Below are 12,962 nucleotides of genomic sequence, written 5' to 3'. Positions count from 1 at the left end.
GGGCGGGTCCGGGGCCGGCCCCCCCACACCCCCCCCCCCCCCCCGCCACCCCTCCGCTTCGAGGGGTGCCGGGGCCGGGGCGTGCGCGGCCGGGGGCGGCCGGGGCGGCACAGGGCTCCGCGGGCGGCTCAGGGCGCCGGGGCCGGCTGCTTGTCCGTCAGCGTGAGGCGGCCGTCCGTCATCGTGGCGGTGCGGTCCATGCGGTCCAGGTGGGCGTGGTCGTGGGTCACCAGGACCGTGGCCGTGGAGCGCTCCCGGGTCAGGGTGACGAGCAGGTCGAGCACCGCCGCTCCGCGTTCGTGGTCCAGGGCGCTGGTGGGCTCGTCGACCAGCAGGACCGCCGGCTCGTTCATCAGGGCGCGGGCGATGTTGATCCGCTGGCGCTGGCCCCCGGAGAGCTGGTGGGGGCGCTTGTCGGCCTTGTCGGCCAGGCCCACCGCGTCGAGCAGGTCCAGGGCCCGGCGGCGCAGGGCCCGCGCCGGGCGGCCGGAGAGGTGCGCCATGACCTGGAGCTGCTCGGCCGCGGTGAGCGAGGCCAGCAGGTTCGGCTGCTGGAAGACGATGCCGATCTCCTCGCGGCGCAGGGCCGACTTCTCGGCGGCGCCGAGCCGGGCCGTGTCCCGGCCCGCCACCACCACCTGCCCCGAGTCGGGGGTGACCAGCGTGGCGGCGACGGCGAGCAGGCTGGACTTGCCGGAGCCGGACGGGCCGATCACGGCCGTCAGGGTGCCCGCGGGCACCTCCAGCCGGACCCGGTCCAGGGCGGTGAGCCGGCCCTCCCCGTCGGGGTAGGTGAGCGTGACGTCGTGCACGAGCAGGGTCATCGGGCGCTCCCGAGGGCGGTCAGCGGGTCGACGGCGGTGATCCGCCGGATGGACAGGGCCGCGCCGAGGGCGCCGAGCACGATCATGATCCCGGCGGGTACCAGCACGGTCGCGGTGGCGAGGACGAAGGGCACGTCGCCGCCGCTGATCAGCGCCCCGAACCCGGCGGCGAGCGCGGTACCGAGCCCGGTGCCGATGGCGAGCATGACGACGGCCTGGCCGAGGGCGTCCCTCAGCAGGTACGGGGTGGAGGCGCCCAGGGCCTTCAGCACGGCGACGTCCGCACTGCGCTGGATCGTCCACACGGTGAAGAAGGCCCCTATGACCAGGGCGGAGATGGCGAAGAGGAAGCCGCGCATCAGCTGGAGCGAGCCGTTCTCGGCCTGGTAGGACCCTATGGCGCCGAGCGCCTCGTCGACGGTGCGCACCTCGGTGCCCGCGGCCCGGTCGCCGGCCGCGAGGGCTGCGCCGGAGGCGTCCGGCGCGTCGAGGACGACCACGGTGGCGAGGGTGTCCGGGGTGGCGGCGGGGTTGCCGAGGCGCTGCCAGTCGCCCAGGTCCATCCACACGACGGGGGTGTGGCTGTAGGCGGCGGTGCCGGAGACGGCCGCCACGGTCAGGTCGAGCGGCCCGATCCTCAGCCGGGCGCCAGCGGTGAGGCCGCCGAGCTCCTGCGCGGCCTTCTCGGTGAGGACCGCCCGCCCCGGGGCGAGGCCGCTCCCGCGGGGTGCCAGGGGGCCGGCCGGGTCCACGCCGAAGACGGAGACGGCGGCGGTCCGCCCGCCCGCCGCGGCGTCGGTGGTGCGGATTCCGAGCGGCTGCGCCGACCGTACGCCGGGCTGCGCCCGCCAGGCCTGCCAGGCCTTCTCGGACACCTGGGACCGGGTGAAGGACACCTGCTGGTCCCCGGCGGGTGCGGCGAAGGCCAGGTGCGAGGCGGGCAGGCCGGTGACGGCCGAGGTGTTCTCCCGGGCCAGCCCCGCCGTGAGCCCGGACAACAGGCCCACCAGCAAGGTGATGAGCAGGACCACCGCACCCATGAGGGCGAAGCGGCCCTTCGCGAACCGTAGATCTCTCCATGCGACGAACATGCCCCCACCCTGGTCTTCACCGGGGGTGCGGGGCATCGCGCCACGGTGGCGTTCCCGGTATCGAAGGACGCATCCGGACATCAAACTTTCGATTGACCGGGGCCCGTCGGCGCGCACGTACGCTGGTCGGGCCATGGCTCTTCCGGTTTCCCCCGCTCCGCGCCCCCTCACTCCCGTCTCCCGCGTCCTGCGGCTGTGCCTGCACGCGCTGCTGTTCGCGCTGCTCGCGCTGGCCGCCGGGCGGGCCGTCACCGGTTCCGCGCCCCGCGCCGGCTGGGTGGTCGCGGCCTGCGCCGCGCTGGCCGCCGTCTACCTGGCGGGCGTACGGGCCCCGGCGGTACGGCGCGACGCGCGCGCGGGGGCGGTGTGGCTGGCCGGGCTCGGCGCGGCCTGGGCGGGGCTGCTCGCCCTGTCCCCCGACGGCCTGTGGATCGCGTTCCCGCTGTACTTCCTGGAGCTGCACCTGTTGCGGCTGCGCTGGGGGGTCGCGGCGGTCGCCGTGACGGCCTGCGCGGCGATCGGCGGCTTCCTGGCGCACAGCCGCGCGGTGGTGCCCGGGGCCTTCCTCGGGCCGCTGCTGGGCGGGGCGGTGGCGGTGGCCACCGTACTGGGCTACCAGGCGCTGTACCGGGAGAGCGAGCGGCGCCGCGAGCTGATCGAGGAGCTCATCACCACGCGCGCCGAACTGGCGGCGGCCGAGCGGGGGGCCGGCATCCTCGCGGAGCGGGAGCGGCTGGCCCGGGAGATCCACGACACCCTCGCGCAGGGGCTGTCCTCGATCCAGCTGCTGCTGCGGGCGGCGGAGCGCACCCTGCCGGACGACGCGGCGGCCCGGGAGCACATCAGCGCGGCGCGCGGGGCGGCGCAGGACAACCTCGCCGAGGCGCGCCGTTTCGTACGCGCCCTGACCCCGCCCGACCTGGAGCACGGCTCCCTCGCCGGTGCGCTGGAGCGGCTGTGCACGGCCGCGCCCGGGCCGCGGGTGCGGTTCAGCCTGAGCGGCACCCCGCGGGTGCTGCCCACCCCGTACGAGGTCGCCCTGCTGCGGATCGCGCAGTCGGCGCTGGCCAATGTGGTGCGGCACGCGGGGGCGGGGCGGGCGGAGATCACGCTGACCTTCATGGACGCCTCGGTCACGCTGGACGTGGTCGACGACGGGCACGGCTTCGCCCCTCCCGCGGCCGCCGCCGGCAGGCTGCCCGGGCCGGAGCCCTCGGCGGACGGCGGTTTCGGCCTGCCGGCCATGCGGGCGCGGGCCGAGAGCCTCGGCGGGCTGTTCACCGTGGAGTCCGCACCGGGCCAGGGCACCGCCGTGGCCGTGACCCTTCCGCTGCCCCTGGAGGCCGCCCCATGACGATCCGGCTCCTGCTGGCCGACGACCATCCGGTGGTGCGGGCCGGGCTGCGCGCGGTGCTGGACACGGAAGCGGACTTCGCGGTGGTCGCGGAGGCCGCCACCGCCGAGCGGGCGGTGGAGCTGGCCGCGTCCGGGCCGGTGGACGTGGTGCTGATGGACCTCCAGTTCGGCGCGGGGATGCACGGCTCGGCGGCGACGGCGCTGATCACGGCCCGGCCGGGGGCTCCGCGCGTGCTGGTGCTGACCACGTACGACACCGACGCGGACATCCTGGCGGCGGTGGAGGCGGGCGCCTCCGGGTACCTGCTGAAGGACGCCCCGCCGGAGGAGCTGGCGGCCGCGGTCCGCACGGCGGCGGCCGGGCAGTCGGCGCTGGCCCCGGCGGTGGCGCTGCGGCTGATGGACCGTATGCGCACGCCCGCCTCGGCGCTGACGAAGCGGGAGCTGGAGGTGCTCCAGCTGGTCGCGGACGGCCTGTCGAACCAGCAGATCTCGAAGCGGCTGTTCCTGAGCCAGGCCACGGTCAAGTCCCATCTGGTCCACATCTACGCGAAGCTCGGCGTCGATTCCCGTACCTCGGCGGTGGCCGCGGCCGCGACGCGCCGGCTGATCCGCACCCCGTAGGGCGGCGCGGACCTGCCGCTCGGCCGCTCAGGCCACCCAGTGCGGACGCTCCACCGCCGGGGTCAGCGGGACCCCCTCGTGGAAGGCGGCCGCGAGGCGGCGTATGCCCTCGTCCAGGTCCTGCGGCGGCAGGGTGTACGGGATCCGGATGCGGTGCTCGAAGGTGCCCGCGTCCACCCCGAAGCGGGCCCCCCTCCCGATGTGCACGCCGCAGGCGCCGGCCCGTTCGGCGAGGGCGGAGCTGACCGGCTCGCCGAGGTCCACCCAGAGCGAGAGGCCGCCCGGCGGGAGCTGCCAGGACCATTCGGGGGTGTGCCGCTGGAGCGAGCGCACCAGCGCCTCCCGCCGGGTCCGCAGCTGCGCGAGCCGGGCGGGCAGCGTCCGCTCCAGCCCGTCCAGCAGGGGCAGGGCGACCAGCTGGTCGAGGACCGAGCCGGTCATGTCCGAGGAGACCCGGACCGCCGTCAGCTCGTTGATCATTTTCTCGGTGGCCCGGACCCAGCCCACCCGCAGGCCGCCCCAGTGCGTCTTGCTCAGCGAGCCGATGGTGATCACGTGGTCGGCCCCGCCCCGCGGAGCCAGTGAGGCCAGCGGCGGCGGAGCCGGCACGTCCAGGGCGATGTCGGCGATCGTCTCGTCGACCACCAGCCAGGTTCCGGTCCGGCGCGTCGCCGAGAGCAGGCGCAGCCGCTGCTCCTCGGGCATCAGCGCCCCCGTCGGGTTGTGGAAGTCGGGGATCACGTAGGCCAGCCTCGGCACGGTCTGGCGCAGGGTGCTCTCGGCGATCTCCATGTCCCAGCCCGCCTCGGACACCGCGATCGATCCGGTGCGCAGCCGTGCGTGCCGCAGGGCGTCCAGGGCGTTCGCGTACGTGGGGTTCTCGGTGACCACCCGGTCCCCGGCCCGGCAGAGCAGGTTCACCACCAGGGCGAAGGCCTGCTGGGCCCCGGCGGTGACGAGGATCTGCTCGGGCCGGGTCGCGAGCCCGCGCCGGCTGAACCGCTCGGCGACGGCGGTGCGCAGGTCGGGCAGGCCGAAGGGGTGGTAGCCGGGGCTGCGGGCGAGGCCGGGCAGCCGGGGCGCGGCCCAGGCGAGGGCTTCGGCCAGGGCCTGGCCGGGGGCGCCCATGGCGGCGATGGCGAGGTCGATGCCCGGCTCCCCGTCGGCCCGGTAGCCGCCGGAGCCCACCAGCAGGTGGGCGCCGACCGGTCCGTGGCCGTCGGGGAGCTCGGTCCAGGTGCCGGAGCCGCGCCGGCTGCGGACGTAGCCGCTTTCGCGCAGCAGGTCGTAGGCCCCGGTGACGGTGGCCCGGCTGGCGCCGACCGCCTCGGCGAGCTCGCGTTCGGCGGGCAGGCGTACGTGCAGGGCGATCCGGCCGTCGAGGATCAGGGTCCGGACGGCGTCGGCCAGGGCCCGGTAGCCGGGGCGGGCCAGCACCTCGGCGGGAAGCAGCGCCGCGAGCTGGCGGCTCCCGATGGTCCTGTCCGCCGTCTGGACCACTCGCCCGTTTGCCATGCCAACCTCCCCTGATTGGCTCTGCCTATCAGGCCAATCGGGGTCCAGACTCGCGGTATTGGCCCCTGATTGGCAAGGAGATCCGCGATGTCGACCCCGCTGACCGACCGAGACGAACGAGCCCTGCTGACCGCCGCCGAGAACCGGATCGCCGAGCCGCTGCCGATCGGGGCCGCGCTGGCCGCCGTACGGCGGGTTCTGGCACGCAGGCCCCGCAGCGGGGTGCAGGGGCGAGAATCGCTGTCATGCCGGCCACCACAGACCACAGCGCAGACCACTCCGCTCGCCCCGTGATCGCGGGCCTGCTCCTCGCGGCCGGCGGGGGGCGCCGCCTCGGCGGCCGCCCCAAGGCCCTGCTCCCCTACCGCGGCCGCCCCCTCGTCGAGAACGCGGTCCGGGTGCTGCGCGAGGCGGGCTGCGACCCCGTGCACGTGGTGCTCGGCGCCTCGGCCGCCGAGGTCCGCGAGCGGGCGGACCTGGCCGGCTGTGTGCTCGTGGACAACCCGGACTGGGCGCAGGGCATGGGCTCCTCCCTGCGGGTGGGCCTCGCCTCGCTGGCCGGTACGGGGGCCGGCGCGGCGCTCGTCTCGCTGGTGGACCAGCCGGGCATCGGGGCCGCGGCGGTGGCCCGGGTACTGGAGGCGTACCGCTCCCCCACGAGCCTGGTGGCGGCGGCGTACGACGGGGAGCGGGGGCACCCGGTGCTGTTCGGTGCGGACCGGTGGGCGGACATCGCGGCAACGGCGGAGGGGGACAAGGGGGCGCGGGTCCACCTGACACATCACGCGGAGGAGCTCAGGCTGGTGGAGTGCGGGGACGTCGCCGAGGCCTTCGACATCGACACCCCGCCCGACCTGGCACGACTGGCTTGAGCCCGGGCCGCGCCGGGCCTGAGCGGCCTGTGACCGCCATGGCACTGAGGGCCACGGTGGTGCGGAATCTGTCGACTCAGAGAATCTCGACATCAACAAACCATTGAACTTCCACCATAAGGAAATTACTATCCACTGGTCAGAAGCGCCCTGAACCCCCAGACGGCGCCCGCGACCGTTTTCCGGAACTCTCCACACCCGACGGCACTGCGTGCCGTCTCGCGCGAGCATTCCCCCGCGGCCGCCAGGCACCGCCGCTGAAGGAGTGACAGTTATGTCCGCACCAGCGCCGTCATCGCTGGCCATCGTCGACGCCGAACCCCTGCCACGTCAGGACGAGGTCCTTACCGAAGCGGCCCTCGCCTTCGTGGCCGAGCTCCACCGCCGGTTCACCCCCCGCCGCGACGAGCTCCTCGCCCGCCGCGCCGAGCGCCGCGCCGAGATCGCCCGCACCTCCCACCTCGACTTCCTCCCGGACACCGCACAGGTCCGCGAGGGCGACTGGAAGGTCGCGCCGGCCCCGGCCGCGCTGAACGACCGCCGTGTGGAGATCACCGGCCCGACGGACCGCAAGATGACCATCAACGCCCTGAACTCGGGCGCCAAGGTCTGGCTCGCCGACTTCGAGGACGCCTCGGCCCCCACCTGGGAGAACGTCGTCCTCGGCCAGCTCAACCTGATCGACGCCTACGAGCGCCGCATCGACTTCACCGACGAGCGCTCGGGCAAGACCTACGCCCTGCGGCCCGCCGAGCAGCTCGCGACCGTGGTCATGCGTCCCCGCGGCTGGCACCTGGAGGAGCGCCACCTGCAGGTCGGCGGCCGCCCGGTGCCGGGTGCGCTGGTGGACTTCGGCCTGTACTTCTTCCACAACGCCAAGCGCCTGATCGACCTCGGCAAGGGCCCGTACTTCTACCTACCGAAGACGGAGTCGCACCTGGAGGCCCGCCTCTGGAACGAGATCTTCGTCTTCGCCCAGGACTACGTCGGCATCCCGCAGGGCACGGTCCGCGCGACGGTCCTGATCGAGACCATCACGGCCGCGTACGAGATGGAGGAGATCCTCTACGAGCTGCGCGACCACGCGGCGGGCCTGAACGCGGGCCGCTGGGACTACCTCTTCTCGATCGTGAAGAACTTCCGCGACGGCGGGGAGAAGTTCGTCCTGCCGGACCGCAACGCGGTGACGATGACCGCCCCGTTCATGCGGGCGTACACCGAGCTCCTGGTCCGCACCTGCCACAAGCGCGGCGCCCACGCCATCGGCGGCATGGCGGCCTTCATCCCGTCCCGCAAGGACGCCGAGGTCAACCGGATCGCCTTCGAGAAGGTCCGGGCCGACAAGGACCGCGAGGCCGGCGACGGCTTCGACGGCTCGTGGGTCGCCCACCCCGACCTGGTCCCGATCGCGATGGCCTCCTTCGACGCGGTCCTCGGCGACAAGCCCAACCAGAAGGACCGCCTGCGCGAGGACGTCTCGGTGGCCCCGGGCGAGCTGATCGCGATCGACTCGCTGGACGCCGCGCCCACGTACGAGGGCCTGCGCAACGCCGTCCAGGTCGGCATCCGCTACATCGAGGCCTGGCTGCGCGGCCTGGGCGCCGTGGGCATCTTCGGCCTGATGGAGGACGCGGCGACGGCCGAGATCTCCCGTTCGCAGGTCTGGCAGTGGATCAACGCCGGTGTCGTCTTCGAGAACGGCGAGCAGGCCACCGCCGAGCTGACCCGCACGATCGCGGCGGAGGAGCTGGCCGCGATCCGCACGGAGATCGGCGAGGAGGCCTTCACGGCCGGCAAGTGGCAGCAGGCCCACGACCTCTTCCTCCAGGTCTCCCTGGACGCGGACTACGCGGACTTCCTGACCCTCCCGGCCTACGACCAGCTCGTCGGCTGACGCCCCGCCCCGCCTTCGGCTGACCTCGCACAGCAGCCGAAGACCCCTCACCCGGCTCCGCCCCCGCTGCCGTTCCGGCACGGGGGCGGAGCCGCGCTCAACTGCCGGCGCTCCACGCACCGGCCCATCTCCTCGGCGCCCCGCTCCCGGGCGCCGACGGCGGCGCGGACCCGCAGGCCGATGCCGTTGCCGCAGCCACGGGCGAAGTCCGCGCAGGCCGCCCGGCCCCCCCTCCACGTGCCGGACGTCCACCCAGGCGGGCGCGGCCCGTTGGGCGGCGGGGATGACCGACGGGGCAACGGCGTGCTCCGGCCAGGACCCAGCGGCTCCGCGCCCGAACGAATGGTCGGGCGTTACGTCATCGTAATCTGCGGCTACCTAGCGGTAACAACGTGCGCCGTGTCACCTTTCCGGTGCCACCGGCCGGCGGTTCTCCCCCACTTCCCCAGCCATGTACCGGACTTGTCCGGATTTTCGGCATGGCCGAACGCAGGAGTTCCGTCGTGATCGGATTCCGCAACGCCAGCAAGAACCGGGCCGCCCGTCGTGTGCGACGACTCGCCGGAGCCGGGATGGTCGTACCGCTCGCCGTCAGTGCGCTGGTCGGCGGTGCCGGGACCGCCGTGGCCGGGCCCGGTGCCGGGCCCACCGCCGTGGTGTCCATGGGCGACAGCTACATCTCCGGGGAGGCCGGACGCTGGAAGGGCAACAGCCTCACCAACACGGGCAGCAGGAACGGCACCGACCGGGCCTGGGTCAGCGGGAGCACCTACGACCCCGCCAAGGTGTACGGCGGTACGGCGGGCGGCTGCCACCGCTCGGACTCCGCCGAGGTCAAGAGCGCCGGGCCGATCGCCGACGTCTCCGTGAACCTGGCCTGCTCCGGGGCGGTCGCCGCGAACGTGTTCCGCGCCTCCAACGGCGGCGTGGCCATCAAGGGCGAGGCCCCGCAGGCCGATCAGCTCGCCGCCGTGGCCGCCGCGAACGACGTCAAGGTCATCGCCCTGTCCATCGGCGGGAACGACCTCGGCTTCGCCGACATCATCAAGGAGTGCGCGTACGACTTCGTGCTCTGGAACTCGTACTGCTACGACGACCAGCAGTACGACGTCGACCAGAAGATCGACGGGGTCATGGCCGGCGTCGGCAAGTCCGTCGACGAGATCCGGGCCGTGATGCGGGGCGCCGGGTACACCGACTCCTCGTACCGGATCGTCCTGCAGTCCTACCCCTCGCCCATACCGCGCGGCGCCGAGAACCGCTACCCCCAGAGCGACTGGAGCCGGCTCAACACCGGCGGATGCCCCTTCTGGAACAGGGACTCCGACTGGGCGCGGGACTCGCTCGTGCCGCAGCTCGCGAACCGCCTCAAGGCGGTGGCCGCCGCCAAGGGCGTGCAGTTCCTGGACCTGCGGGACATGCTCCAGGGACGCGAGGTGTGCGCCACCGCGAGCAAGCAGGTGACCTCCGCGGTCCCGGCGTCGGCGAAGACGAGCGAGTGGGCGCGCTGGATCGACAGCAGCGAGACGCAGGGGCTCGTACAGGAGTCCATGCACCCGAACCACTTCGGCCAGCTCGCCGTCGGCCGCTGCCTCGCCCTGGCCGTGGCCCAGCCCGCCACCGCCGGCGTCGGCTGCAAGAACACGGCGGGAGCGGACCAGAGCGGGATGTACCTCTCCCCCGCCTCCTGAGCTCCGGCCACCGTTTAACCAGGTGAGCGAGGGCGGTACGGGCTGCCATGCTCCGGTGCATGTCAGCCCGCACCGCACGCCCTAACCTCTACATCTCCGTGGACGTCGAAGCCGACGGCCCCATTCCCGGCCCGTACTCGATGATCAGCTTCGGCGCCGCCGTCGCGGGCCGTCAGGACGGCGCGTCGTATACGGCCGCCGATCCCGAACAGGACACCTTCTACCGCGAGTTGAGCCCGATCAGCGACGACTACGTGCCCGAGGCGCTCGCCGTCAGCGGACTGGACCGCGAGCGCCTCCGGCGCGAGGGCACGGACCCGGCCGCGGCCATGGACGCGTTCCGCGCCTGGGTCCGGGAGCTGTCCGCGGCGGCGGGGGCGCAGCCGGTGATGTGCGGGTACCCGGCCCCCTTCGACTGGACGTTCCTGTACTGGTACCTCATGCGCTTCGGCGGCGACAGCCCCTTCGGGCATTCCGGCTGCCTCGACATGAAGACCCTTTACGCGACGAAGGCGGCAGTCCCCCTCCGGGCGGCCGTCAAGGGCCGGATGCCGAGAGAACTCCGCTCCACCCGCCGCCACACCCACAACGCCCTCGACGACGCCGTCGAACAGGCCGAGCTGATGAGCAACCTCATGCTGTGGGAGCCGGGGACGTGACCCCTTCTGCTTCCTGCGACACCCCGAGGTCGCGGCGCATGGCGGCTCTCATGCCCCGCAGCAGCTCCCAGACCTTGTACTGGGCCCGGGCCGCGCCCTCCAGCGTCTCGCCCGGTCCGGGGGCGCCGCGTTCGAGGCGTTTGACCTGGCCGTAGACCTCGTTCAAGGCCTTGTTGACGGCGCTCGCGCACATCAGTACGGCGTCGGGGGCGATCATCTGCGCTTCCGAGTACCGGTCGCGGTGGGCGGTCTTCGCCTCGTCGAGCACCTCGCTGTCGGCCGGCTGTACACCGCGCTCCGCCATGATGTGCAGGTGGCGGTTGAGCGCTGTGGTGAACTGCCGGGCGTCGCGGTTGAGTTCCGCATAGCAGGTGCGCCGCAGCGAAAGGCTTTCGCGTGTCTCCTCGTGGACACGCACCAGTTCGATCTCCCGGCGCTTGGCGCGCTCCGCGCCGCGCTGGGTGAGCAGCGCTCCGCCCAGGGTGCCCGCAACGCCCGCCACCGCGATGAGTACTGATCCGAGTTCCATCGGCCCCCCGTGGACTTCCCCCGCCGCATGCCCTCCGCGCACGGCCCCGGCCGTCAAGTCTGCCTCCCGCACAAGGCCCGGCCGCACGGAAGACGGCAGTGCGTACGCCACGCCCGCAGTGGGTGGCGTACGCACCGCCGTACCGTGCGGCCGTGCGGAGCTAGTGCACCGGCAGCGGGTCCGGGACCGGATCGGCGTTCGCGGAGCGCCTGGCTCCCAGGTGGTTGAAGGCCAGGTTCAGCACGATGGCCACCACGCAGCCGGTGCTGATCCCCGAGTCCAGGACGACCAGCAGGTCCTTGGGGAAGGCGTGGTAGAAGTCGGGCGCGGCGATCGGGATCAGGCCGATGCCCACGGAGGCGGCCACGATCAGGGCGTTCTCGCCCTTCTCCATGGCCGCGCCGGCCAGGGTCTGGATCCCGCTGGCCGCCACCGAGCCGAACAGCACGATCCCGGCGCCGCCGAGGACCGGCAGCGGGACCACTCCGATGACCGAGGCCGCCATAGGACACAGGCCGAGCACGATCAGGATGACCCCGCCCGCGGCCACGACGAACCGGCTGCGCACCTTGGTCATCGCCACCAGGCCGATGTTCTGGGCGAAGGCGCTGCACATGAACCCGTTGAACAGCGGGCTCAGCGCGCTGCCGAGGGTGTCGGCGCGCAGGCCGCCCTCGATGGTCCGGGCGTCCGCCGGGCGGCCGACGATCCTGCCGAGGGCCAGGATGTCGGCGGTGGACTCCGTCATGCAGACCAGCATGACGATGCACATCGAGACGATGGCGGCGACCTGGAACTGCGGGGCGCCGAAGTGGAAGGGGGTCGGGAACCCCACCACGGAGGCGTTCTTGACGGCGTCGAAGCTGGTCATGCCGAGCGGTATCGCCACGAGCGTGCCCGCGACCAGGCCGAGCAGGATGGCGATCTGCTGGAGGAAGCCGCGCAGGAACTTGCGCATCAGCAGGACGATCACGAGGGTGACGGCGGCCATGCCGATGTTCTTCATCGACCCGTAGTCGGTGGCGGTGCGGTTGCCGCCCTGGGACCAGTTGAAGGCGACCGGCAGCAGGGAGACGCCGATCAGGGTGATGACCGTACCGGTGACGACGGGCGGGAAGAAGCGGACCAGTTTGCCGAAGTAGGGGGCCGCGAAGAAGCCGATGACCCCGGCGACGATGATCGCGCCGAAGATGACGGGGACGGCGTGGTCACCCTGCCCCTTGCCGATGGCGATCATCGGGGTGACACCGGCGAAGGAGACGCCGTTGACGAAGGGGAGTTTGGCGCCGATCTTCCAGAACCCGAGGGTCTGGAGGAGCGTGGCGAGTCCTGCGGTGAAGAGGGAGGCGCCCATCAGGAAGGCGGTCTCGGTGGCGGAGAGTCCGACGGCGGGGCCGACGATCATGGGCGGGGCTACGACACCCGCGTACATGGCGGCCACGTGCTGGAGACCGCTCGTGAACATTTTCAGCGGAGGCAGGGTCTCGTCGACCGGGTGCTTCTCCTCCGGTACTGCGACTGCGTCTTTGCGAAACCTGGGCGTGGGTGCCACGGCTTCCTCCGGTCGGTTAAACACGTCGGCAGGGACGTGGGTGTCATGGAGGTGGTGCGAAAGCTCTGCGAGTCGAGACGGTGTTCAGTTGTGGGTGGTGCGGTCGTTACGGGGTGTTACGGGATCAGGGCATGCGGAAACGATTCGCCCGAGTCGTCTTCCGCCGTGGGAGAGCAGTGGCACGAGTCACCGCTCCCGGGGGCGCCCTCGGAAGTCCCTCAGGCGCTTCCCGGGAACGGCTGCCGCGGACCCCGCTCGGGTCCGCGGCCGGGGGCGGGGGGGGGGGGGCCCCCGCCCCCGCCCCGGCCGGGGCCCGCGCGGTGCCCGAGGTCGAGGCCGAAGACGTCGGGGAGAT

General features: G+C 73.1%; 12 protein-coding genes. 7 read left to right on the top strand and 5 right to left on the bottom strand.

Going from position 1 to position 12,962, the window contains the following annotated elements:
* Positions 1 to 128 precede the first annotated feature (128 nt).
* Both ABZ128_RS34695 and ABZ128_RS34690 read right to left on the bottom strand, forming a co-directional pair.
* Positions 129 to 824 (bottom strand): ABC transporter ATP-binding protein, encoded by a 696-nt coding sequence (locus ABZ128_RS34695; protein ID WP_356853786.1) that lies wholly within the window; start codon positions 822 to 824, stop codon positions 129 to 131.
* On the bottom strand, positions 821 to 1,915 hold the full coding sequence (locus tag ABZ128_RS34690; RefSeq protein WP_356853784.1) for an ABC transporter permease: 1,095 nt from the start codon (positions 1,913 to 1,915) through the stop codon (positions 821 to 823). Before ABZ128_RS34690 ends, ABZ128_RS34695 begins: the two co-directional genes overlap by 4 nt.
* 133 nt (positions 1,916 to 2,048) lie before the next feature.
* Here ABZ128_RS34690 and ABZ128_RS34685 point away from each other — a divergent pair, with 133 nt between their 5' ends.
* Together ABZ128_RS34685 and ABZ128_RS34680 are read left to right on the top strand one after the other, a co-directional pair.
* On the top strand, positions 2,049 to 3,269 hold the full coding sequence (locus ABZ128_RS34685; protein WP_356853783.1) for a sensor histidine kinase: 1,221 nt from the start codon (positions 2,049 to 2,051) through the stop codon (positions 3,267 to 3,269).
* Positions 3,266 to 3,895 carry a response regulator transcription factor gene (locus ABZ128_RS34680; protein ID WP_356853781.1) on the top strand — a complete coding sequence of 210 codons (630 nt, stop codon included), beginning with the start codon at positions 3,266 to 3,268 and terminating at the stop codon, positions 3,893 to 3,895. The genes ABZ128_RS34685 and ABZ128_RS34680 overlap by 4 nt, the downstream gene beginning before the upstream one ends.
* A 27-nt stretch (positions 3,896 to 3,922) precedes the next feature.
* On the opposite strand, the gene ABZ128_RS34675 is transcribed toward ABZ128_RS34680, so the two are convergent.
* Positions 3,923 to 5,410 (bottom strand): PLP-dependent aminotransferase family protein, encoded by a 1,488-nt coding sequence (locus ABZ128_RS34675; RefSeq protein ID WP_356853779.1) that lies wholly within the window; start codon positions 5,408 to 5,410, stop codon positions 3,923 to 3,925.
* Positions 5,411 to 5,497: 87 nt separating this feature from the next.
* On the opposite strand from ABZ128_RS34675, the gene ABZ128_RS34670 reads away from it, so the two are divergent.
* The 5 genes from ABZ128_RS34670 to ABZ128_RS34650 all read left to right on the top strand — a co-directional run bounded on the left by ABZ128_RS34670 (position 5,498) and on the right by ABZ128_RS34650 (position 10,526).
* Positions 5,498 to 5,704 carry a hypothetical protein gene (locus ABZ128_RS34670; RefSeq protein WP_356853777.1) on the top strand — a complete coding sequence of 69 codons (207 nt, stop codon included), beginning with the start codon at positions 5,498 to 5,500 and terminating at the stop codon, positions 5,702 to 5,704.
* Positions 5,656 to 6,282, top strand: coding sequence for a nucleotidyltransferase family protein (locus tag ABZ128_RS34665; RefSeq protein WP_356853775.1), 627 nt, complete (start codon positions 5,656 to 5,658; stop codon positions 6,280 to 6,282). The genes ABZ128_RS34670 and ABZ128_RS34665 overlap by 49 nt, the downstream gene beginning before the upstream one ends.
* 274 nt (positions 6,283 to 6,556) lie before the next feature.
* Positions 6,557 to 8,176 carry a malate synthase A gene (gene aceB, locus ABZ128_RS34660; protein ID WP_356853773.1) on the top strand — a complete coding sequence of 540 codons (1,620 nt, stop codon included), beginning with the start codon at positions 6,557 to 6,559 and terminating at the stop codon, positions 8,174 to 8,176.
* A 503-nt stretch (positions 8,177 to 8,679) separates the two neighbouring features.
* Complete coding sequence (locus ABZ128_RS34655) at positions 8,680 to 9,867, top strand: hypothetical protein (protein ID WP_356853772.1); 1,188 nt, start codon at positions 8,680 to 8,682, stop codon at positions 9,865 to 9,867.
* A gap of 59 nt (positions 9,868 to 9,926) precedes the next feature.
* Positions 9,927 to 10,526: a 3'-5' exoribonuclease gene (locus tag ABZ128_RS34650; RefSeq protein ID WP_356853770.1), complete on the top strand. Its 600-nt coding sequence runs from the start codon at positions 9,927 to 9,929 to the stop codon at positions 10,524 to 10,526.
* Here ABZ128_RS34650 and ABZ128_RS34645 read toward each other — a convergent pair.
* A complete protein-coding gene (locus ABZ128_RS34645; protein WP_356853769.1) occupies positions 10,501 to 11,055 on the bottom strand; it encodes a hypothetical protein in 555 nt (184 codons plus the stop codon). The genes ABZ128_RS34650 and ABZ128_RS34645 overlap by 26 nt on opposite strands.
* Before the next feature lie 160 nt (positions 11,056 to 11,215).
* Positions 11,216 to 12,607: a nucleobase:cation symporter-2 family protein gene (locus tag ABZ128_RS34640; protein WP_356853768.1), complete on the bottom strand. Its 1,392-nt coding sequence runs from the start codon at positions 12,605 to 12,607 to the stop codon at positions 11,216 to 11,218.
* Positions 12,608 to 12,962: the final 355 nt, after the last annotated feature.

The organism is Streptomyces sp. NPDC006326, from assembly GCF_040612915.1.
Taxonomy (GTDB): domain Bacteria; phylum Actinomycetota; class Actinomycetes; order Streptomycetales; family Streptomycetaceae; genus Streptomyces.
Note: the sequence above shows the minus strand (reverse complement) of the source record. Positions and strands in the feature narration are given on the sequence as shown.

What these genes read in the sequence shown, in the direction of transcription:
- ABZ128_RS34695 (WP_356853786.1), bottom strand. Translation starts at nt 824, where the DNA reads ATGACCCTGCTCGTGCACGACGTCACGCTCACCTACCCCGACGGGGAG.
- ABZ128_RS34690 (WP_356853784.1), bottom strand. Translation starts at nt 1,915, where the DNA reads ATGTTCGTCGCATGGAGAGATCTACGGTTCGCGAAGGGCCGCTTCGCC.
- ABZ128_RS34685 (WP_356853783.1), top strand. Translation starts at nt 2,049, where the DNA reads ATGGCTCTTCCGGTTTCCCCCGCTCCGCGCCCCCTCACTCCCGTCTCC.
- ABZ128_RS34680 (WP_356853781.1), top strand. Translation starts at nt 3,266, where the DNA reads ATGACGATCCGGCTCCTGCTGGCCGACGACCATCCGGTGGTGCGGGCC.
- ABZ128_RS34675 (WP_356853779.1), bottom strand. Translation starts at nt 5,410, where the DNA reads ATGGCAAACGGGCGAGTGGTCCAGACGGCGGACAGGACCATCGGGAGC.
- ABZ128_RS34670 (WP_356853777.1), top strand. Translation starts at nt 5,498, where the DNA reads ATGTCGACCCCGCTGACCGACCGAGACGAACGAGCCCTGCTGACCGCC.
- ABZ128_RS34665 (WP_356853775.1), top strand. Translation starts at nt 5,656, where the DNA reads ATGCCGGCCACCACAGACCACAGCGCAGACCACTCCGCTCGCCCCGTG.
- aceB (WP_356853773.1), top strand. Translation starts at nt 6,557, where the DNA reads ATGTCCGCACCAGCGCCGTCATCGCTGGCCATCGTCGACGCCGAACCC.
- ABZ128_RS34650 (WP_356853770.1), top strand. Translation starts at nt 9,927, where the DNA reads ATGTCAGCCCGCACCGCACGCCCTAACCTCTACATCTCCGTGGACGTC.
- ABZ128_RS34645 (WP_356853769.1), bottom strand. Translation starts at nt 11,055, where the DNA reads ATGGAACTCGGATCAGTACTCATCGCGGTGGCGGGCGTTGCGGGCACC.